The organism is Herbaspirillum sp. NPDC101397 (assembly GCF_044767325.1).
In the GTDB taxonomy this organism is placed as follows: Bacteria; Pseudomonadota; Gammaproteobacteria; order Burkholderiales; family Burkholderiaceae_D; genus Herbaspirillum.
The window spans coordinates 75620-96458 of the sequence record NZ_JBIWNS010000008.1 but is presented as its reverse complement, the minus strand read 5'-3'; the positions used below and the strand labels follow the sequence as shown (position 1 = coordinate 96458).

General features: G+C 61.3%; 17 protein-coding genes. 11 read left to right on the top strand and 6 right to left on the bottom strand.

Features of this window, described 5'->3' with window-relative positions:
• Positions 1-17 precede the first annotated feature (17 nt).
• The 3 genes from ACIROW_RS19615 to ACIROW_RS19605 are packed head-to-tail and all read right to left on the bottom strand — an operon-like array spanning position 18 to position 1590.
• Positions 18-287 carry a hypothetical protein gene (locus ACIROW_RS19615; protein ID WP_402278122.1) on the bottom strand — a complete coding sequence of 90 codons (270 nt, stop codon included), beginning with the start codon at positions 285-287 and terminating at the stop codon, positions 18-20.
• Between the two features lie 4 nt (positions 288-291).
• Positions 292-675 (bottom strand): MAPEG family protein, encoded by a 384-nt coding sequence (locus ACIROW_RS19610; RefSeq protein ID WP_144969469.1) that lies wholly within the window; start codon positions 673-675, stop codon positions 292-294.
• A gap of 30 nt (positions 676-705) precedes the next feature.
• Positions 706-1590, bottom strand: a complete 885-nt coding sequence (locus tag ACIROW_RS19605) for a neutral zinc metallopeptidase (protein WP_402278121.1) — start codon at positions 1588-1590, stop codon at positions 706-708.
• A gap of 353 nt (positions 1591-1943) precedes the next feature.
• Here ACIROW_RS19605 and ACIROW_RS19600 point away from each other — a divergent pair, with 353 nt between their 5' ends.
• Positions 1944-4439 (top strand): acyl-CoA dehydrogenase, encoded by a 2496-nt coding sequence (locus ACIROW_RS19600; RefSeq protein ID WP_402278120.1) that lies wholly within the window; start codon positions 1944-1946, stop codon positions 4437-4439.
• 192 nt (positions 4440-4631) lie between these two features.
• Positions 4632-4928, top strand: a complete 297-nt coding sequence (locus ACIROW_RS19595; RefSeq protein ID WP_402278119.1) for a hypothetical protein — start codon at positions 4632-4634, stop codon at positions 4926-4928.
• Positions 4929-4982: 54 nt separating this feature from the next.
• Here the strand turns inward: ACIROW_RS19595 and ACIROW_RS19590 are convergent, their stop codons facing one another.
• On the bottom strand, positions 4983-5858 hold the full coding sequence (locus ACIROW_RS19590; RefSeq protein WP_402278118.1) for a hypothetical protein: 876 nt from the start codon (positions 5856-5858) through the stop codon (positions 4983-4985).
• 82 nt (positions 5859-5940) lie between these two features.
• Here ACIROW_RS19590 and ACIROW_RS19585 point away from each other — a divergent pair, with 82 nt between their 5' ends.
• Positions 5941-6918 (top strand): aldo/keto reductase, encoded by a 978-nt coding sequence (locus ACIROW_RS19585; RefSeq protein WP_402278117.1) that lies wholly within the window; start codon positions 5941-5943, stop codon positions 6916-6918.
• A gap of 84 nt (positions 6919-7002) precedes the next feature.
• Here ACIROW_RS19585 and ACIROW_RS19580 read toward each other — a convergent pair whose 3' ends face one another.
• Both ACIROW_RS19580 and ACIROW_RS19575 read right to left on the bottom strand, forming a co-directional pair.
• The gene (locus ACIROW_RS19580) at positions 7003-8550 is read right to left on the bottom strand and encodes a methyl-accepting chemotaxis protein (RefSeq protein ID WP_402278116.1); all 1548 of its coding nucleotides are present in this window, start codon (positions 8548-8550) and stop codon (positions 7003-7005) included.
• 259 nt (positions 8551-8809) lie between these two features.
• A complete protein-coding gene (locus ACIROW_RS19575) occupies positions 8810-12436 on the bottom strand; it encodes a hydantoinase B/oxoprolinase family protein (RefSeq protein WP_402278115.1) in 3627 nt (1208 codons plus the stop codon).
• Between the two features lie 684 nt (positions 12437-13120).
• Here ACIROW_RS19575 and ACIROW_RS19570 point away from each other — a divergent pair.
• From ACIROW_RS19570 to ACIROW_RS19535, 8 genes are all read left to right on the top strand, one after another.
• Positions 13121-14398 carry an ABC transporter substrate-binding protein gene (locus ACIROW_RS19570; RefSeq protein ID WP_116435303.1) on the top strand — a complete coding sequence of 426 codons (1278 nt, stop codon included), beginning with the start codon at positions 13121-13123 and terminating at the stop codon, positions 14396-14398.
• Positions 14399-14523: 125 nt separating this feature from the next.
• Positions 14524-15390: a branched-chain amino acid ABC transporter permease gene (locus ACIROW_RS19565; RefSeq protein ID WP_402278114.1), complete on the top strand. Its 867-nt coding sequence runs from the start codon at positions 14524-14526 to the stop codon at positions 15388-15390.
• A gap of 33 nt (positions 15391-15423) precedes the next feature.
• A complete protein-coding gene (locus ACIROW_RS19560; RefSeq protein ID WP_402278113.1) occupies positions 15424-16473 on the top strand; it encodes a branched-chain amino acid ABC transporter permease in 1050 nt (349 codons plus the stop codon).
• Positions 16470-17183 (top strand): ABC transporter ATP-binding protein, encoded by a 714-nt coding sequence (locus tag ACIROW_RS19555; protein WP_116434845.1) that lies wholly within the window; start codon positions 16470-16472, stop codon positions 17181-17183. The genes ACIROW_RS19560 and ACIROW_RS19555 overlap by 4 nt, the downstream gene beginning before the upstream one ends.
• Positions 17183-17890, top strand: coding sequence for an ABC transporter ATP-binding protein (locus ACIROW_RS19550; protein WP_402278112.1), 708 nt, complete (start codon positions 17183-17185; stop codon positions 17888-17890). Before ACIROW_RS19555 ends, ACIROW_RS19550 begins: the two co-directional genes overlap by 1 nt.
• A 16-nt stretch (positions 17891-17906) precedes the next feature.
• Positions 17907-18686 (top strand): putative hydro-lyase, encoded by a 780-nt coding sequence (locus ACIROW_RS19545; RefSeq protein WP_402278111.1) that lies wholly within the window; start codon positions 17907-17909, stop codon positions 18684-18686.
• 97 nt (positions 18687-18783) lie between these two features.
• On the top strand, positions 18784-19371 hold the full coding sequence (locus tag ACIROW_RS19540; RefSeq protein ID WP_116434847.1) for a hypothetical protein: 588 nt from the start codon (positions 18784-18786) through the stop codon (positions 19369-19371).
• A 220-nt stretch (positions 19372-19591) separates the two neighbouring features.
• Positions 19592-20668 carry a porin gene (locus ACIROW_RS19535; protein WP_402278110.1) on the top strand — a complete coding sequence of 359 codons (1077 nt, stop codon included), beginning with the start codon at positions 19592-19594 and terminating at the stop codon, positions 20666-20668.
• Positions 20669-20839: the final 171 nt, after the last annotated feature.

Sequence of the window (20839 nt, the reverse complement as noted above, 5' to 3'; positions counted from 1 at the left end):
TGTCCAGTAAGCGTGTTTCAGACCAAGGTCTTCTCGGCCTTGTGCAGCCAGACCGCCAGGTTGTCGAGCAGGTCTTCCTGGCTGAAGGAGCAGCTTTCTTCGGTGAACAGGCTGCCCGCTTCGAGCCGGCCGAGCAGGTCTTCGGCGACTTCTTCGTAGCGCGGCGGCAGGCGTTTGATCAGGTCGGTCTGCGCGCGCCAGGCGCTGCAGAAAGCGGCGACGTTGATGTCGCCGTCGCGCAGCTCGTTCAGCGCGTCGTGCAGGATTTGCAGGTCGGGATTGCTCATGTGTTTACAGGTGAAGGGCGGAAACGGCGAACAGGCCGAGGACGCAGGCGTAGCCAACGGTCCAGGACAGCGAGCGCAGGCTCGGCAGGTCGTTCAGGTAGAGCGCAGTATAGACCACGCGCGCAGCGATGAAGGCCAGCGCCAGGCCGTCGATCCACTCCTGCGCCGCGCCGGTTTGCTGGGCCACCAGCACCGCAGCGGCAAAGAACGGAAACGCCTCGAAGTGGTTGCGATGCGCATAGTCGGCGCGACGGCGCAGCCCCGTTTGCTTGTCGAGCCAGGCGCGCGGTTCGCCGTTGTCGAAATCGCGGCGGCCGTACTTCGCCACCGATACCGTGAGGATGGGCAGCAGGCCGGCGATCAGGATGCACCAGTAAGAAATTTCCATGTGAGCCTTATGCGTGTTAAATGATGCGTCTTAGAGTTTTTTTGCTTCGAAGGTATTGCAGGCGCTGACCTTGCCTTCGGTGACGCCGCGCTTGAACCAGCTCACGCGCTGCGCCGAGGTGCCGTGCGTGAACGAGTCCGGCACGACTTCGCCGCGCGCCTGCCGCTGCAAGGCGTCGTCGCCGATGGCCGAGGCGGCGTTGAGCGCTTCCTCGACGTCGCCGTTCTCGATGATGTGGCGCGCTTCATTGGCGTGATAAGCCCAGACGCCGGCGAAGCAGTCGGCCTGCAATTCAAGCTTCACCGAGAGCGCGTTGGATTGTTTCTCGGACATGTTGCGGCGGGCCTTGTCGACCTTCCCGGAAATGCCGAGCAGGTTCTGCACGTGATGGCCGACTTCATGCGCGATCACATAGGCCTGCGCAAAGTTGCCGGAGACGTTGAAGCGCTGCTTCATCAGCTGATAGAAACTGAGATCGATGTAGACCTTCTGGTCGCCGGGGCAATAGAACGGTCCGGTGGCGGTCTGGCCGGTGCCGCAGGCGGTCGGCGTGGAGCCGGAAAACAGCACCAGTTTCGGCCGTACATACGTGGCGCCGCCGGCCTTGAAGATTTCTCCCCAGGTGTCCTCGGTATCGGCCAGCACGGTCGAGACGAAGCGCGCCATCTGGTCGTTCGGCGGCGGCTTGTGCGCCGGCGCCGATTGCTGCACCGGAGCGAGCTGGCCGCCGCCGCCGCTGAGCATGTTGATGACGGTCATCGGATTGATGCCGAGGAAGTAGGACGCTACCAGCGCGACCGCGATGCCGCCGATGCCGATCGAGCCGCCGCCGAAGGAAAAGCCGCCGCCACCGCCCGAACCCTCGCCGCGACGGTCTTCCACGTTGTCGCTTTCGCGATTGCCTTCCCATTTCATGATGATTTCCTTTTTTGCTGCGTGTAGTGCTGCGTGATTGCCGGATAGGCGAGATTGTAATGGACCCGGCGCGGCGGCAATGGTTTCTGTCCCGACGCAAAGACGGAAATCCGACAAGAATGAATTTCTGCCAGGAAATGCGGTCACTCTTGCATGCACCGGTGCATGACGATGCGTGAGCATGCGAGGAAAGTACCGGGAGGATGTCAGCGGTTTCCGCAGCGGCAACTTCTGTGGGAATATCCGGCTATGCGTCCGCATCATCGTTGAATCATAAGTTGAATCATAAGCAGCATGCACGTCACCCAAAGACGTTGCCATGCAGACAACAGAAATTTTAACGGGAGACTCACATGATCTTGTGGCTAGTGCTTTTCGTAGCGGGCGCCCTGGCGTTGATGATGATGCGCGCCGGCGCATGGACCTGGCTGGTGGCCGAGCTGGCCTGGATATGGATAGGCGGCATGACCGACCAGGCCAACGCGGTTGCCTGCGTGCTGCTCGCGATCCTCTTGTGCGTGCCGACCTTGCTGGTGGCGATCAAGTCGGTGAGGCAGACGCTGATCACGCGTCCGGCGCTCGACATTTTCCGCAAGATCTTGCCCAGCATGTCGGCCACCGAACGCGACGCCATCGAAGCCGGCACCGTCTGGTGGGACGCCGAACTGTTCTCCGGCAAGCCCGACTGGAACAAGCTGATGCAATTGCCGCCGCCTTCGCTGACGGCCGAGGAACAATCCTTCCTCGACAACGAAGTCACGCAGCTGTGCGCCATGGTCAGCGACTGGGACACCTCGGTCGTGTGGCAGGACCTGCAGCCGGAAGCCTGGCAGTTCGTCAAGGACAAGGGCTTCCTCGGCATGATCATTCCCAAGCAATACGGCGGCAAGCAGTTCTCGGCCTACATGCATTCGCAGGTCATCATGAAGTTGTCGTCGCGCTGTTCGGTGGCGGCGATTTCGGTGATGGTGCCGAACTCGCTGGGGCCCGCCGAACTGCTGCTGCACTACGGCACCGAAGAACAAAAGAATCACTACCTGCCGCGTCTCGCACGCGGTGAAGAGATCCCGTGCTTTGCGCTCACTAGTCCCTACGCCGGCTCCGACGCGGCAGCGATTCCCGACGTCGGCGTGGTCTGCAAGGGCATGCATGAAGGACGCGAAGTGATCGGTTTCCGGGTTACCTGGGACAAACGCTACATCACGCTGGCGCCGGTCGCCACCGTGCTCGGCCTGGCCTTTCGCGCGCATGATCCCGATCACCTGCTGGGCGACAACAGCGAACCGGGCATCACCTGCGCGCTGATCCCGACCAGCCATCCGGGCGTGGTCACCGGGCGTCGCCACTGGCCGCTCAACGCGGTGTTCCAAAACGGTCCGACCTCGGGCGACAACGTCTTCATCCCGCTCGACTGGGTCATCGGCGGCCAGGCGCAGGTCGGCAAGGGCTGGCGCATGCTGATGGAATGCCTGGCGGCGGGGCGGGCGATTTCGCTGCCGTCGTCCAGCGTCGGCTTCTCCAAGATGGCGGTGCGCGGCACCAGCGCCTACACCGCCATGCGGCGCCAGTTCAAGATCGCCATCGGCAAGTTCGAAGGCATCCAGGAAGCGCTGGCGCGCATGGGCGGCAATCTCTACATGATGGACGCCACGCGCCGGTTGTCGTCGCTGGCGGTGGATGCCGGCGAGAAGCCGTCGGTGATTTCGGCGATCTCCAAATACCACGTGACCGAGCGTGGCCGCTTGCTGGTCAACGACGGCATGGACGTGATCGGCGGCAAGGGCATCTGCATGGGCCCGGGAAATTTCCTGGCGCGCGTGTACCAGCAGATCCCGATCGCCATCACGGTCGAAGGCGCCAACATCCTGACGCGCTGCCTGATCATCTTCGGGCAGGGCGCGATCCGTTGCCATCCGTACGTGCTCAAGGAAATGGCCGCGGCGGCCGACGACGACCACGACCGCGCGCTGCAGGATTTTGACAAGGCCTTCTTCGGCCACCTGAGCTTTGTCGCCGCCAACATGGCGCGTTCGCTGGTGGCCGGTCTCAGCGGCGGCCTGTTGGCGTCGGCGCCCGGGCCCAACCAGACAGCGGAAGAGACGCGCGTCTACTTCCGCGCGGTGGCGCGGGTGTCGGCCTGCTTCTCGCTGCTGACCGATGTGTCGATGTTCGTGCTGGGCGGCTCGCTCAAATTCCGCGAACGCATTTCCGGACGTCTCGGCGACGTGCTGTCGCAGCTCTACCTGATTTCGGCAACCCTGAAGCGCTATGAAGACGACGGCCGCCAGCGAGCCGACTTGCCGTATGTCGCGTGGTCGGTGCAGGATGCGCTGCATCGCGCGCAGGAAGCCATCATCGACGTGCTCGAGAACTTCCCCAACCCCTTCATCGCCTTGGCGTTGCGGATCTGGATGTTCCCGCTCGGCCTGTCGTTCCGCAAGCCGTCCGACCGTCTCGCCAGCGACGTCGCGCTGGCGATGCAGACGCCGGGCGCCGCGCGCGACCGGCTGGTGGTGGATGCCTACCAGCCCGACTACAAAACCGATCTGCTGGGCAGCGGCGAGCACGCCTTCAATCTGTTGCCGCAAGTGCACGAGATCGAAACGCGCCTGAAGCAATCGGTGAAGGATGGCGTGCTGCCGGCGATGCCGCAGAGCCTGATCGAGATGCGGCGCTGGAACGCGCGGGCGATGGAGCAAGGGCTCATCAGCATCGACGAGCGCGTGGTGCTGGACGATTTCGCCCACTACGGCAACATCACGGTGCAGGTGGATGATTTCGACGCCGGCTTCGACATGAAGGATGCCTTGCAAAAAGGACAAGCGCCGGAAATCGTTATCAGCACATAAGCATCGGTAGGGGAGGTCGGCGAGACCTTGTCGGGACGGTCTTTGTTCGGTTTTTCTTGACAATCCGGCGCGCCCGTTTCAGCGGGCAGGCTGTTTCGATGGGTCGTAACATCGTATAATGTCGCTCATCATCGTTCATCAGGGCGTCTGCGCAAGGCGTCGCTTTTCATTCAGCCTTTTACAGATATCGCCATGACTACTACCTCGAACAGCTTCTCCACCGAACAAAACACCTCGCCGCCATTCCGCTGGCTCAATCCTTACCGTCCCACCAAGTTCAACGTCATCGTCGGCCTCGGCATCGCCGCCATCGTGCTGGCGCTGATCAACCTGTTCGTACCGGGCGATCTGGGCGCCACCGCCTACCTGTCGAGCATAGCCGCTGGCGCCATCGCCTACGTGCTGGCCGAAGTGCTGCTGGTCACCATCGTCGTGGTCGGGCCGTTCGCTGCGTTTGTGTATGGTGTGATTGCGTTCTTCTCGCGCTGAATCCAACGCTGGCGAGGAAATAAAAAGGCCGGTGAGAACCGGCCTTTTTTCATGTCAGGGCAAACTGAACGGATAGCCCATGATGGTCGTTTCAAACAGGCGGAACTGCACTTTCTGTTTCGGAATGCCAGGGAACTCGTTTTGGATCGTATCCAGGTACTTGTCGAACTCTTCGCGGTTCTCAAGGTAGAAACGCCACGGCATCGGTGCCTTGGCGCAGTCCAGGCTGAAATGGCCGATATAGATGATTTCCCCGGCCGCTACGGTGAAACTGCCGCCTTTCGATTTGCCGTTTTCCAGCATGTTCTTGCGATCGCCGAAGAAATTGCCGACGCGGCTCACCGATTTGCCCAGTTTGATGCGGAAGCCGGTCAGCAGGTATTCGCCGGGTTCGATGATGTAGGCGTAGTTTCCAAAGTTCTTGCGTGACGGCAGGATAGCTTCGTCCTTGACCATTAAATCCCACTGCCCGTCGGGCGCAGTTTTTTGCACGCCGCTGCGGTCGAATGCCAAGAACTGCAATTGTGCGTTTTCATATTGTCCGCAGTTCCAGCGGCGGCTCCAGTCGACCGACAGCAGCACAACCGCCTTGTTCGCCGCAGTCTGCGCGTACAGGCCCGGATCAAATGGCGCGCTGGTTTCCTGCGCCCAGGCCGGTGCGGTGAGCAGACCGAAACTGATCAGCAAGATGCCGATGCAGCGTTTGAAAACGAGATAAAAAAAAGTCGTCGCGACAGCCGTCATTGAAGCTCCCCCAGGTATTTTATGTAGATAGGCATGCCGGATGGTTTTGTTGGTCACCGGCAAACATGCGCCAATAAATGTAACATGCCGTCTTGCCGCAGAGGACGACGTGCAATCAGCAGGCGTGACGCCAGCGATGCCGAAATCCGTATTCCCCGTGCGCAATAATTCATTGGAAACGCGCACGCGTCCGGCATAACATGGCGGCCTCATGCACGCGCCGCAATCCGGCGCCGCAGGCTCAACGCTTCAACCACAAGGAAAATACATGCAAACACGCAAGCTCGCCCGCGACGGCCTGACCGTTCCTGAAGTCGGCCTCGGTTGCTGGCAACTGGGCGGAGGCTGGGGTGGCGACTGGGACAACGACGTCGCCCAGCAGACACTGGCGCAAGCCTATGCTACCGGCGTGCGCTTCATCGACACCGCCGACGTCTACGGCGACGGCGCCAGCGAGCGTTCGATCGGCCAATTGTTGACCTCGCATAAAGACCTCACCGTCGCTACCAAGCTGGGCCGCGGCGCCATCTATCCGGACGGCTACAGCCGGGAGGCGGTGCGCACGGCGACGCAGCGTTCGCTCGAGCGCCTCGGCGTCGACAAACTCGACCTGACGCAACTGCACTGTGTGCCGCCGGCCGTGCTCAAGGACGGCAAGATTTTCGACTGGATGCGCGAGTTGCGCGACGACGGCCTGATCACGCGCTTCGGCGCCAGCGTCGAAACCGTGGAAGAGGGGCTGCTGTGCCTGGAGCAGGAAGGCATGACCTCGCTGCAGATCATCTTCAACATCTTCCGCCAGAAGCCGATGGCGGAACTGTTGCCGCAGGCGAAAGCCAAGGGCGTCGGCATCATCGTGCGGCTGCCGCTGGCCAGCGGCCTGCTGAGCGGCAAGATGACGCGCGCCACCACCTTCAAGGCGGACGATCATCGCAACTTCAACCGCGACGGCCAGCAGTTCAACGTCGGCGAAACTTTCGCCGGATTGGAGTTCGCCACCGGCGTCGATCTGGCGCAGGAAATCGCCGCGCTGGTCCCGGCCGGCATGAGCATGCCGCAGATGGCGCTGCGCTGGATCCTCGATCACGACGCCGTGTCGGTGATCATCCCGGGTGCAAGTTCGCCGGCGCAGGTGTTGTCGAACGCGGGTGCATCGGCCTTGCCCTCGCTGCCGGCCGAACTGCATGACAAGCTGGCGACGCTGTATCGCGACAAGATCCACGCGGCGATTCGCGGACCGTACTGATTACTGATTCTGCTCCGCCAAAAGAAAAAGCCCACGACCGCAAGGCCGTGGGCTTTTTTTATTGCAGGGAGAGCTGCGTCAGCGTCAGAGCTTGAACACGCCGACTACCTTTACCAGGTTGTCGCCCTGCTGCTGCATCGACTTAGACGCGGCAGCGGCTTCTTCCACCAGTGCGGCGTTCTGTTGCGTGACTTCGTCCATTTGCGTGATGGCCAGGTTGACCTGGTCGATGCCTTCGCTCTGCTCGTGGCTGGCGACGGCGATCTCCTTGATCATGTCGCTGACCTTGCGAATGCTGTCGACTACCTCGCTCATGGTCTGGCCGGCTTGGCCGACCAGGTCGGAACCGGCGCGCACTTCCTGCACCGAGCCGTCGATCAGCGATTTGATTTCCTTGGCGGCGGCGGCGGAGCGTTGCGCCAGGCTGCGCACTTCCGAGGCGACGACCGCAAAGCCGCGGCCCTGTTCGCCGGCACGCGCCGCTTCGACCGCAGCGTTCAAGGCCAGGATGTTGGTCTGGAAGGCGATGCCGTCGATCACGCTGATGATCTCGACGATCTTCTTCGACGAGGCATTGATCGAGTCCATGGTCTGCACCACCTTCTCGACCACATGGCCGCCTTCTTCGGCAACCGCCGAGGCCGATACGGCAAGATCGCTGGCCTGCTTGGCGTTGGCGGCGTTCTGCTTCACGGTGGAGGTGATTTCTTCCATGGCCGAGGCGGTTTCTTCCAGTGAGCTGGCCTGTTCCTCGGTGCGGTTGGACAAGTCCATGTTGCCGTGGGCGATCTCGTCGACCGATTCCTTGATCGAGTCGGTAGCCTTGAGGATGTTGTTGACCGTGTCGACCATGCGGTCGCGTGTATAGGCAATCGACGACACCAGGCTGGCCTCGTCGCCCTTGCGTACGGCGATCGCGCCGGTCAGGTCGCCTTCGGCGATCTTGCGCGCGATTTGCGATGCTTCGCTGGGTTCGCCGCCGATGGAGCGATAGATGTTGCGCACCACCAGCGTAGCGATGGCCGACATGACCGCGCCGAGGATCAGCAGCACTACGCCGGCCTTGATCAGCGAGCGGTAGAAGTCGGCCTGAATGTCATCCTGGTATACGCTGGCGACGAAGTCCCAGTTCCACGGCTTGAAGCGTTTGACGAAGCCCATCTTGGGGCTGGGTTTAGTCTCATTCGGACGCGGCCACCAGTACTCGAGGAAGCCTTCGCCGGCGGCGGACGAGCCGGTCGCGGCAATCATCTTGTAGAGCTCGTTGCCCTTGGCGTCCTTGAAGTCGATCATGTTCTTGCCGTTGAGCTTGGGGCTCATCGGATGCATCGCCACCACCGAGTCGGCGCCTACCAACGTGATGTAGCCGTTGCCGGTGTAGCGCTGGTCGGCCACGCGGGCGATGGCTTGCTTGCGGGCATCGTCGGCGGAAATCTTGCCCTCGGTCGACTGCTTGTGCAGGCCGGCCACGATGGAATAGGACATTTCCGTGATGTCGATCAGCGCGTGCTGGCGATCGGCGATCTGCAGGTTGCGGGTTTCATAAATATTCCATAGCGACAGCGCAAAGAGCGCTATCCAGGCAAAGACCAGCGGCAGCCAGAGCTTCTGCTTCAAAGACATGTTATTCACTACGAATTCCCCTTTAGATATGCCCGCCCGAGGCGGACAAAAATTTCCCTGAGCACACTCTTTTTTATTGCCCTGCAAAAACATACTGAAAAGTATTTTGTCGAAAAATCTTAGCATGCAAAAAGCGTGCGAAAACGTCGAAATGAGGGGTAAACACTCAGTCTTTTCCTGATAAAAAAACGGTATCCCCGTCACGAAGACGGAGATACCGCAAAGGGACGACTGCTCAAGAGAAACGATTTACATCACTGCTGGAACTTCAGACCGGCTTGCCATACCCCCCGCCGCCCGGCGTGGCGATCACGAACACGTCGCCCGGCTGCACGTCAATGCTGGCGACGAAGCCCAGTTCTTCCTGCGTACCGTCCTTGCGGATGACGGTGTTGCGACCGCACTGGCCGGGTTCGCCGCCGGCCGCGCCGAAGGGTGGAACGATGCGGTTGTTGGACAGGATCGAGGCCGTCATCGCTTCGAGGAAGCGGATCTTGCGCACGCCGCCATTGCCGCCGTGCCATTGACCGGCGCCGCCCGAGTTCTCGCGGATCTCATAGCTTTCCAGGCGAACCGGGTAACGCCACTCGAGGATTTCCGGATCGGTCAGGCGCGAGTTGGTCATGTGCGTCTGCACCACATCAGTGCCATTGAAACCGTTGCCCGCGCCGGAGCCGCCCGAGATGGTTTCGTAGTACTGATGCTCGCCGTTGCCGAAGGTGAAGTTGTTCATCGTGCCCGGCGCCGACGCCAGCACGCCGAGTGCGCCGTACAACGCATTGGTGATGCAGCTCGAGGTTTCGACGTTGCCCGATACCACTGCCGCGGGATAGCGCGGATTGAGCATCGAGCCTTCCGGGATGATCACGTTGAGCGGTTTGAGGCAACCGGCGTTGAGCGGGATTTCATCGTCCACCAGCGTGCGGAACACATACAGCACCGCCGCCATGCAGATTGCACTAGGCGCATTGAAGTTGTTGTTCAGCTGCGGCGAGGTACCGGTGAAGTCGATGTCGGCAGTGCGCGCGGCATGGTTGACGCGGATCGCCACCTTGATCACCGCGCCGTTGTCGAGCCGGTAGTCGTAGCTGCTGTCCTTGAGCAGCGTGATGACGCGGCGCACGGCTTCCTCGGCGTTGTCCTGCACGTGGCCCATGTAGGCCTGCACCACTTCGAGGCTGAAGTGATCGACCATCTTCAGCAATTCGTCGACGCCCTTCTGGTTGGCGGCGATCTGCGCCTGCAGGTCGGCCAGGTTCTGCGCGATGTTACGCGCAGGGTAGGGGCCGGAACCGAGCAAGGCCACGGTTTCCTGTTCAAGGAAGCGTCCCGCGCGCACCAGCTGGAAGTTGTTGATCAGGATGCCTTCCTCTTCCACCACCGTGCTGTTGGCCGGCATCGAACCCGGCGTGATGCCGCCGATGTCGGAGTGATGACCGCGCGAGCCGACGTAGAACAGGATGTCCTTGCCGGCTTTGTCGAAGGCCGGCGTGATCACTGTGATGTCCGGCAAATGGGTGCCGCCATGGTAGGGATCGTTGAGCATGAAGACGTCGCCCGGCTGCATCTTGCCGGCGTTCTCGCGGATGATGGTGCGGATGCTTTCGCCCATCGAGCCCAGATGCACCGGGATGTGCGGCGCGTTGGCGATCAGGTTGCCCTGGGCGTCGAACAGCGCGCACGAGAAGTCCAGACGCTCCTTGATATTGACCGAGAAGGCGGTGTTCTGTAGGCGCAGGCCCATCTGCTCGGCGATGCTCATGAACAGGTTGTTGAACACTTCCAGCATCACCGGATCGGCCGTGGTGCCGATCGCCTTGCGCTGCACGCGCGCCTGGTAGCGCTGCATCACCAGATGGTTCAGCGGCGTCACTTCGGCCAGCCAGCCCGGCTCGACGATGTTGGTGGCGTTCTTTTCCGCAACGATTGCGGGACCGTGCACGACGTCGCCGGGACGCATGTCTTCACGGCGGTACAGCGCGGTGTCATGCCATTGACCGCCCGAGAACAGTTGCACGGTTTCGGTCGACGTCAGTACACCATCGCGCGGCGGCAACTGCTCGGATTTTTCTTCGCGGTCGGTGGAGACGCCGATCGCCTCCACCGAGATGGCCTCGATGATCATGGTCTTTTCCGGCATCAGGAAGGAATAGCGCTTCTTGTAGGCCGATTCGAACTGCGCCACCATGCCGGCGATATCGCCGAAGGCCACCACGATCACCGAATCGGTGCCGTCGTAGCGCAGGTGGGCGCGCTTGATCACGTCGATCTGCGTCGGCATCACGCCTTGCGCCAGCAGGTCATCTGCGGCTTGTGTGGCGAGCTTGTTCAGTTCCGCATCGAGCGTGCCGATCGAGCCGGTCGACAAAGGCAATTCCATCGCCTGTTCGCGCATCGCGGTCTGGTCCGCCAGGCCCATGCCGTAAGCCGACAGCACGCCGGCGAACGGATGCGCAAACACGCGCGTCATGCCCAGCGCATCCGCCACCAGGCAGGCATGCTGGCCGCCGGCGCCGCCGAAGGTGGTCAGGGTGTAGTCGGTGACGTCATGGCCGCGTTGCACCGAAATGAACTTGATCGCGTTGGCCATGTTGCCGACGGCGATTTCGATGAAGCCTTCGGCGACTTCTTCGGGCGTGCGGCGGTTGCCGGTTTCGGCATGGATGCGGTCAGCCAGCTCGGTGAACTTGCGCACCACCGCATCGCGGTCGAGCGCTTCATCGGCGGCCGGGCCGAACACCTTCGGGAAGTAGGCCGGCTGGATCTTGCCAAGCATGACGTTGCAATCAGTGACCGCCAACTGGCCGCCGCGGCGATAGCTGGTCGGGCCGGGATTGGCGCCGGCGCTGTCGGGACCGACACGGTAGCGGGTGCCGTCGAAATGCAGGATCGAGCCGCCGCCGGCGGCGACGGTATGGATGCTCATCATCGGCGCACGCATGCGCACACCGGCCACCTGGGTTTCGAACTCGCGCTCGAATTCGCCCGCATAGTGCGAGACGTCGGTCGAAGTGCCGCCCATGTCGAAGCCGATGATCTTGTCGAAGCCGGCCGTCTCGGCCGTACGCACCATGCCGACGATGCCGCCGGCAGGGCCGGACAGGATCGAGTCCTTGCCCTGGAAGCGATGGGCATCGGTGAGGCCGCCGTTGCTTTGCATGAACAGTAAACGCACGCCGTCCATTTCGCCAGCGACCTGGTCGACGTAGCGGCGCAGGATCGGCGACAAATACGCATCGACCACCGTGGTGTCGCCGCGCGAGACCAGCTTCATCATCGGGCTGACTTCATGCGATACCGAGACTTGCGTATAGCCGAGTTCGGTGGCGATCTCCGCCAGCTTTTCTTCATGCGCCGTGAAACGGTAGCCGTGCATCAGCACGATGGCGACGGCGCGATAGCCCTCCTTATACAAGGCAGCCAATTCCTGGCGCACCGACACCGTGTCAAGTGGCTGCACCACGTCGCCGTGCGCGCTCAGGCGTTCATCGACTTCCACGACTTTTTCAAACAGCAATTCCGGCAGCACGATGTTGCGGTCGAACAGGCGTGGGCGATTCTGGTACGCAATACGCAAGGCGTCGCGGAAGCCCTTGGTGATCACCAGCACGGTCGGGTCGCCCTTGCGCTCGAGCAGCGCATTGGTGGCGACGGTGGTGCCCATCTTCACTGCTTCGACCTGCAGCGGCGAGATCGCTTCATCGGGCTTGAGTCCAAGCAGGCGCTTGATGCCGGCCACGGCCGCATCCTTGTATTGCTCGGGATTTTCGGACAGCAGCTTGTGTGTCAATAAGGTGCCGTCGGGCCGGCGCGCAACGATGTCGGTGAACGTGCCGCCGCGATCGATCCAGAACTGCCAGCGTTGTTCCCCCAGGGTGGTCTGCTCTTTATTCATGGTGCATTGCCTTTCTCGATTGAACTTTCAGGTGCATTTTTGTTGATGAATTATCGACACTTTGCACATAAACCGTGCGATTAAGGTCGAGCGTTTTGCTGAGGAAACATTGGGAAAACCCTGAGAATCCTCCTTAAAGCCTTGCTGCGTCTGTGTTTGCGTCTGAAGTGGCGTTCCCGCTAGAAAACTGGCACGCGCTTTGCTAATAACTCGTCAATGATTTGGCGATCATTTATTTTTATTAATATTAATAATTTATTGACATATTATCGACGAAACATATAGGATTCAAGAAAAAAATCAAGGAGACAAAAAATGGCGAAAGAACTACGCAAAACAAGGTGAGTGCAAAGCAACGCAACCACCACCGCCATTTTCAAGCGTGCCCCCGACGTCGGCAGAAGGCCGGCGAGCAGTAGCGCAATTGCGGGGCAAGGCTTGATGAATCCTGAATCACGCAGTCGATAGAAGTCAGCGCAACACCAGCACATAAGTCCAGCCGGGCAACCGGCCTGGAGTGGATCAACACAGCCTTCGCTTTTGCGGCGGCGGTGCGTTGGACGCGGTTTGAAGTGGTTGGAAGTTTTGTGGTGATTTTTTGGTAGCTCCCGCTCAAGCGTCTCGGGCGTCATGCGGTGGGGGGAATTTTTGGATGTCAGTCAATACAACAAGGAGCGTCTCATCATGTTAGGTCTCGTCTTCAAACGTGTTTTCAAAGCCGGCCTGGCCGTGTCTTTCAGCGTTGCCGCCTTCTCGGCGCAAGCGCAACAGCAGGAAATCAAGATCGGCGTCATCTATCCCCTGAGCGGCGCCGCCGCTTCCACCGGCGCCGAAATGAAGGACGCGCTGGAACTGGCGGCCGACATCATCAACAACGGCGCCAAGGGCGTGCCAAACCTGCCGTTCTCGGCCGGCGGCGGTCTGCCCAATCTGAAGGGCGCCAAGATCAAGCTGGTGTTCGCTGATTCGCAAGGCAACCCGCAAGTCGGCGCCACCGAAGCCGAACGCCTGATCACGCAGGAGAAGGTCGTCGCCGTGGTCGGCGCCTACTTCAGCAACGTCACCGCCACCACCAGCCAGGTCGCGGAACGCTACAAGGTGCCTTACCTGAATCCGGAATCGTCGTCGGCCTCGCTGACGCAGCGCGGCTTCAAGTGGTTCTTCCGCACCACCGCGCACGACGATCTGTTCGTCACCAACTTCTATGAATTCTTCAAGGAGCTGGAAGCCAAGAAGGGCATCAAGATCAGCAAGCTTGGCGCCTTCAACGAAAACACGCTGTGGGGCAACGAGACCACCAAGCTCGAAACCAAGCTGTCCAAGGACCGCGGCTACGATCTGGTGAAGACCATCGTCTATCCGGCCAAGAGCACCCAGCTGACCTCCGAAGTGCAGCTGCTCAAGGCCGCCGCACCGCAAGTGGTGATGCAGTCCTCTTACCTGGGCGACGCCATCCTGTCGATGAAGACGTATAAGGAACTGGGCTTCACGCCGGACATGATCCTGGCCAACGACGCCGGTTTCATCGACACCGAGTTCGTCAAGACGCTGGGCAAAGACGCCGACTTCATCATCACCCGTGATGTCTGGTCGCTTGACCTGGCCGGCAAGAATCCGCTGATCAAGCAAGTCAACGATCTGTTCAACGCCCGCTTCAAGATCAACTTCACCGGCAACTCGTCGCGCACCTTCACCGGCCTGATGACGCTGGCCGACGCGATCAACCGCGCCGGCTCTACCGATCCTGAAGCGATCCGTAAGGCGCTTTCGGAAACCAACATCCCCGGCAACAAGCTGATCATGCCGTGGAAGGGCGTCAAGTTCGACGAGCACGGCCAGAACACGCTGAGCTCCGGCATCCTGCTGCAAATCATCAACGGCAAGTACTACACCGTGTGGCCGTTTGACATGGCGACGCGCGACATCGTCTGGCCGATGCCGAAGTGGGATCAGCGCAAGTAATCGTTCTGGTTGGGAAGTAAGCGGAAGGGCGCCGCAACAAGAACAACAACGCGGCCCCTTCCTCACTGATTCAATTTTTATCGCGGGTATTTACGGCGCGTAAATAGTTCGTAAAGGGGAAATTCATGACTTGGGATATTTTGGTGCAGACCCTGGCGTCCGGCCTGTTGATCGGACTTATTTATGCGCTCGTGGCAATCGGTTTGACGCTGATCTTCGGCGTGATGGACATCGTCAACTTCGCCCACGGCGAATTCCTGATGTTCGGCATGTACTCCAGCTTCTGGCTATTCGCGCTGTATGCGCTCGATCCTATCTTTACCTTGCCGCTCACCGCGCTGTTCCTGTTCGGACTGGGCACGCTGCTGTACAAACTGGTGATCCGCAAGATCACCAATGCGCCGATGGTGTCGCAGATCTTCACGACCTTCGGCCTGATGATCCTGTTCCGCGGCATCGCGCAGTTTTTCTGGAAAGCCGATTTCCGCACCATCGAAAACTCCATGGTCGCCGGCCATGTCTCGCTCGGCGGCATCCAGATCGGTTCGCCGCAACTGACCGCCGGGCTCGGCGCGATCGTGGTGACCGGCGTGATCTACCTGTTCCTGACCCGCACCAAACTCGGCGCCGCGCTGGAAGCAACCGCCGCCGACAAGGAAGCGGCACAGCTGATGGGCATCGATTCGCAAAAGATGTTCGCGCTGGCCTGGGGTGTCGGCGCCGCCTGCGCCGGTGTGGCGGGCGCGTTGCTGTCGACCTTCTTCCCGATCTTCCCGGAAGTCGGGGCCAACTTCATCCTCATCGCCTTCGTGGTGGTCAACCTGGGCGGCTTCGGCAGCGTGGTCGGCGCCCTGATCGCCGGTGTGCTGGTCGGCGTGATCGAAGTGATGGGCGGTCTCTTTCTCGGACCGCAATACAAGATGGCGATCGTGCTGGTGCTGTTCCTGACGGTGCTGATGTTCCGTCCGCAAGGTTTGATGGGCAAGGCCTGAGCCTGACCACACAATTACTCGGAGAGAAACCTCATGCTCAAAACTACTTCCAGCCTGCCGCTGACGCCCACCGCGTCCGCACCGGGCTTTAATAAGACGCACGGACTGCTGGTCGCGCTGCTCGTGCTGGCGCTGGCCTTGCCGCTGTACGTCACCAGCCCCTCGCACCAGAACCTGGCGATCCTGATCCTGATGGCGGCGCAGATCGGCGTGTCCTGGAACATCGTCGGCGGCTACGCCGGCCAGGTCTCGCTCGGCCATGTCGCCTTCTACGGCATCGGCGCCTATACCTCGGCGATCCTGTTCTCGGTCTACGGCGTCAACCCGTGGTTTGCCATGATCGTCGGCGGCGTCATCGCGGCGCTGGTCAGCCTGGTGATCGGCTGGTCCTGCTTCCGCCTCAAGGGCCACTACTTTGCAATGGCGACCATTGCCGTGGCCGAGATCATCCAGATCGTCTTCACCAACTGGGACTTCGCCGGCGCGGCCGTCGGCCTGACGATTCCGATGGGCGAGGGCGGTTGGGCCAACATGATCTTCGCCGGCAAGGAACCGTACTACTACATCGCACTCGGCTTGTTGTTGCTGACGCTGCTGGCCAACTTCATCATCGAGCGCAGCTTCCTCGGCTACTACTTCCGCGCCATCAAGGATGAGCCGGACGCCGCCCGCAGCCTCGGTGTCAGTCTCAGCAAATACAAGCAGATCGCGTTCGCGGTGAGCAGCTTCTTCACCGCCATGGGCGGCAGCCTGTACGCGCAGAAGGAGCTGTACATCGATCCGGCCTCGGTGCTGGGCACCGGCATGTCGATCAAGATGGCGCTGGTCGCCATCCTCGGCGGCATCGGCACGCTGTTCGGACCGCTGGTCGGCGCCGGCCTGCTGACTGCCATCGAAGAAGGCACGCGCACCCTGTTCGGCGGTTCCGGCCGCGGCACCGACCTGATCATCTACGCCGCACTGATCATCGTCATCGCGGTGTACTACCCGAACGGCATCCTCGGTTACATCAAGAGCGTATTTGCCCGCCGCAAGGCCATCAAGGCGCAGGCTGAGAATGCCGCCAAGGAGGACACGAAATGAGTTTGCTACGCGTAGAAAACGTCTACAAGAAATTCGGCGGCCTGACCGCCAACCAGGATATTTCCTTCACGGTCCAGGCCGGCGAGATCGTCGGCCTGATCGGCCCCAACGGCGCCGGCAAGACCACCATGTTCAACTGCATCGCCGGCTACTCGCCGCCGACCACGGGCGACATCTGGCTGGAGGATCTCAAAATTTCCGGCATGTCGCCGGAGCAGTGTGCCCGCATCGGCATCGGCCGCACCTTCCAGGTGGCGCGCACCTTCACCAGCATGACTGCGCTGGAAAACGTCATGGTCGGCGCCTTCCTCAACGAGCGCGGCGTTGGCGCGGCGCGGCGCACCGCGCAGGAGCTGCTGGACTTCGTCAACCTTGGCCGCTTTGCCGACAAGCCGGCCGGCAGCATGACCATCAGCGAACAGCGCCGCCTGGCGGTGGCGCGCGCGTTGGCGGTCAAGCCCAAGCTGCTGCTGATGGACGAAGTCATGGCCGGCCTCAACCCGACCGAAGTGCGCGAGACCGTTGACGTGGTGCTGAAGATCCGCGACCAGGGCATCTCGTGCCTGATCGTCGAGCACGTGCTGGAAGGCATCATGCCGATCGCCAACCAGATCGTGGTGCTCGATTACGGCAAGAAGATCGCCGACGGTTCGCCGCACGATGTATCCAACGATCCGCATGTGATCGCCGCTTATTTGGGAGATGAATGATGCTACAGGTGAGAAATCTGCGAGCCAGCTATGACGGCGTACTGGCCTTGTCCAAAGTCGACATCGACGTCAAGCAGGGCAGCCTGGTGGCGCTGGTCGGCGGCAACGGCAACGGCAAGTCGACCACGCTGCGCGCGATTGCCGGCCTCAACAAGGTCGACGCCGGCAGCATCGTGTTTGACAACACCGACATCGGCAAGGTAGCGCCGTTCGACCGCGTCGGCCTCGGCCTGTCGCTGGTGCCGGAAGGTCGCCGCCTGTTCGGCCGCCTGAGCGTGCAGCGCAACCTGGAGCTGGGCGCCTACTCGCGCAGCGACAAGCACGAGATCGCGGAATCGATCGAGGACATGTACGCCACCTTCCCCATCATCAAAGAACGCCGCCATCAGCTGGCCGGCACCATGAGCGGCGGCGAGCAGCAGATGCTGGCGATTGCGCGCGGCCTCATGGCCAAGCCCCGCCTGTTGTTGCTGGACGAGCCGTCGTGGGGCATCGCACCCAAGTTCGTGACGAAGGTGCTCGACACCATCCAGCAGGTCAACGCCAAGGGCGTGTCGATCCTGCTGGTGGAGCAAAACCTGCACAAGGCGCTGGCGATTGCGGATTACGGCTACGTGATCCAGACCGGCCGCATCGTGATGGAAGGCACCGGCAGCGAACTGCTGAACAACGATGACATCAAGAAGGCTTACCTGGGAGGATTGTAAGGTGATGACGACCCACATGAAGATGACCCAAGACGCGGCGCTGTCTGCCGCCGACCTGCGCGCGCTGTGCCGGTCCGGCGCGTTCGACGGTCCTACCGCCGGCTATGCCGACGGCCACGTGCAGGCCAACCTGATGATCGTGCCGCGCGACTACGCCTTCGATTTCCTGCTGTTTTGCCAGCGCAATCCCAAGCCTTGCCCGCTGGTGGAAGTGCTGGAGCCGGGCCGTTTCGAGCCGCGCAGCGCACCCGGCGCCGACTTGCGCACCGATGTGCCGGGTTATCGAATTTTCGAAAACGGCGTGTTGCAGCAGGAAGTCGCCGATATCTCCGTCTACTGGCGCGACGACCTGGTGAGCTTCCTGATCGGCTGCAGCTTCTCGTTCGAAAGCGCGCTGATCGAGGGCGGCATCCCGCTGCGCCATATCGCACAGCAGCGCAACGTCGCCATGTACAAGACCAACATGCCGTGCGTGCCAGCTGGACGTTTCAGCGGCAACGCCGTGGTCAGCATGCGTCCGGTCAAGAGTCGCGACGTCGCGCGCGCGGTGGAAATCACGGCGCGCCTGCCGCAGGTGCATGGTGCGCCGGTGCATATCGGCAATCCGCAGGCGATCGGCATCGCCGATCTGATGCGGCCGGATTTCGGCGATGCCGTCGAGATCATGGACGATGAATTGCCGGTGTTCTGGGCTTGCGGCGTGACGCCGCAATACGTTGCCGAACTCAGCAAGCTGCCGTTCTGCGTCACCCATGCGCCCGGCAAGATGTTCGTCACCGACCGTCTCAACGAATAGCCATGTAAGCGCCATCCGAAGCGCCTGCACCGCAGATCGATGTGGTGCGCGCAGCCCCCACAGCGACGGGCCCGCCCGTCATGAAACGAGGAATTTTATGTTGACGCATAAATCCCTGTTGGAAGCGTACGTCTATGCAAAAGACAAATGCTGTCCTTCATTGATCCATGACATCTATGAACCGAACGCGGTGCTCAGCATCTCGACCTCGGCCAACGCGGTGGCGTTTCCGCCGCTGGTGGTCGGCGCCGACGGCATCGCGCAGACGCTGGTGACTGACTTCGCCAAGCGCTTCACACATTGCCGCACCTATTACGTGTGCGATGAGCTGGACGTCAATAACGGCCGCATCGAGCAACTGCCGTGGCTGGTGCTGATGCGCGAGGAAGAAACCGCATCCTTGCGCATCGGACGCGGTTACTACAACTGGCAACTGAACCAGCATCCGGAAGAACTGTGGCGCGCCAGCGAAATGCACATCCGCATTGACCACATGATGCTGATGGCCGACGTCGCCGGCGACCTGCTGACGACCTTGCATTCGTTCCTGCCGTATCCGTGGCTACCGCCGCGCGTGCTGGATTCGTCGTTCGGCTTCATCGGCGACAGCAGTCCGGCATTCGCCTTCCTCAAGGAATTCAGGAGCAACAAATTCGAGCTGCCGCGCGAGCGGCTGACGGCGTAACAAGAAACAGAAAAAAGCAGGAAGAAGAATGGCGACGCGCAGCTGAAAAGGGGAACGAGGCTGCGCGTCCAGGAGTTCTCTTTGAACGCGCCGGGACAACGGCCATTGTCCCGGCGCCGCAGAGAGCAGGCGCATGCCGGCCAGCAGGAGGGCGCGCACAACATTTGGCCGGTACGCGGTTTATTGGGTTTGATGCAATTTCATTTATCGGGGAGTTTCAATGAAACATAAAGTCTTGGCTGCAGCGGCGTTTGCCGCAGTCGGCATCCAGGCCGCGCCTGTCCAGGCGCAGTCGTCGGTCACGATCTACGGTCTGATCGACACCGGCATCGTGGTCGAAAGCGGCGGCGCAGCAGGTCACGTCACCAAACTGACCAGCGGCATCAGCGGCGGTTCGCGCATCGGTTTCAAAGGCACGGAAGATCTGGGCGGCGGCATGTCGGCGCTGTTCCTGCTCGAAACCGGCTTCCAGAACGACACCGGCGCATTGGGTCAGGGCGGCTTGCTGTTCGGCCGTCAAAGCTATGTCGGCCTGGGCGGCAACTTCGGTACCGTGACCGCCGGTCGCCAGTACACGCCGCAATACCTGGTGCTGTCGGCCGTCGATCCTTTCGGCACCGGCTACGCGGGCGACGCCGCCAACCTGATGCCGAACACCGGTAACGGCGCCAGCCGCATGGACAACACCATCAAGTACGCTTCGCCCAACTTCGGCGGCGTGACCGGTGAACTGGCTTACGGCTTCGGCGAAACCGCCGGCAGCACCAAGGCCGCCAGCCAGCTCGGCGCCGCCATCGGCTACGCCAACGGTCCGTTGAACGTGCGCCTGGGTTTCCACGGCCGCAACAACGACACGGTGACTACCCAGACCGGCTCCGGCCGCAGCACGCTGCTCGGCGCGACCTACAACTTCGGTCCCGTCAAGCTGCACGCCGCGTACGGCATCAACAAGGGTCTCAACAGCTCGCCGCTGCGCAACACCGTCAACCCGTACGGCACCACGCCGATCGTGGCGTCCACCGACAGCGCCGACATCCTGGTCGGCGTGACGGTGCCGTTCGGTGTGCAGCATACGTTCCTGGCCTCCTACATTCGCAAGAATGACAAGACCGCGCTCAACCAGGATGCGGATCAGTTCGCACTCGGCTATCGCTATGCCTTGTCCAAGCGCACCGACTTGTACGCGATGTATGCCCACATCAAGAACAAGAACGGAGCGCCGTACACAGTCGGCAGCTCGATCGAGGCAGGTAGCGGCAACAGCGCCTGGAACATGGGCATCCGCCACACGTTCTAAGCGTTCTTCCGGCGGCTGCGTCCTGAAGGCAAGTGGTTCCTGGAAAAACACTTGTCTTCAGGCGTAGTCCTCCGGGCCTGATTGCCGGCGGCTTTGAGATTTGTCGATTGCGGCGGGGGCGCGAATTTTCATATCCCCGCCGCAAGCGGCCGATTCTTTCTTGAGGAAAGC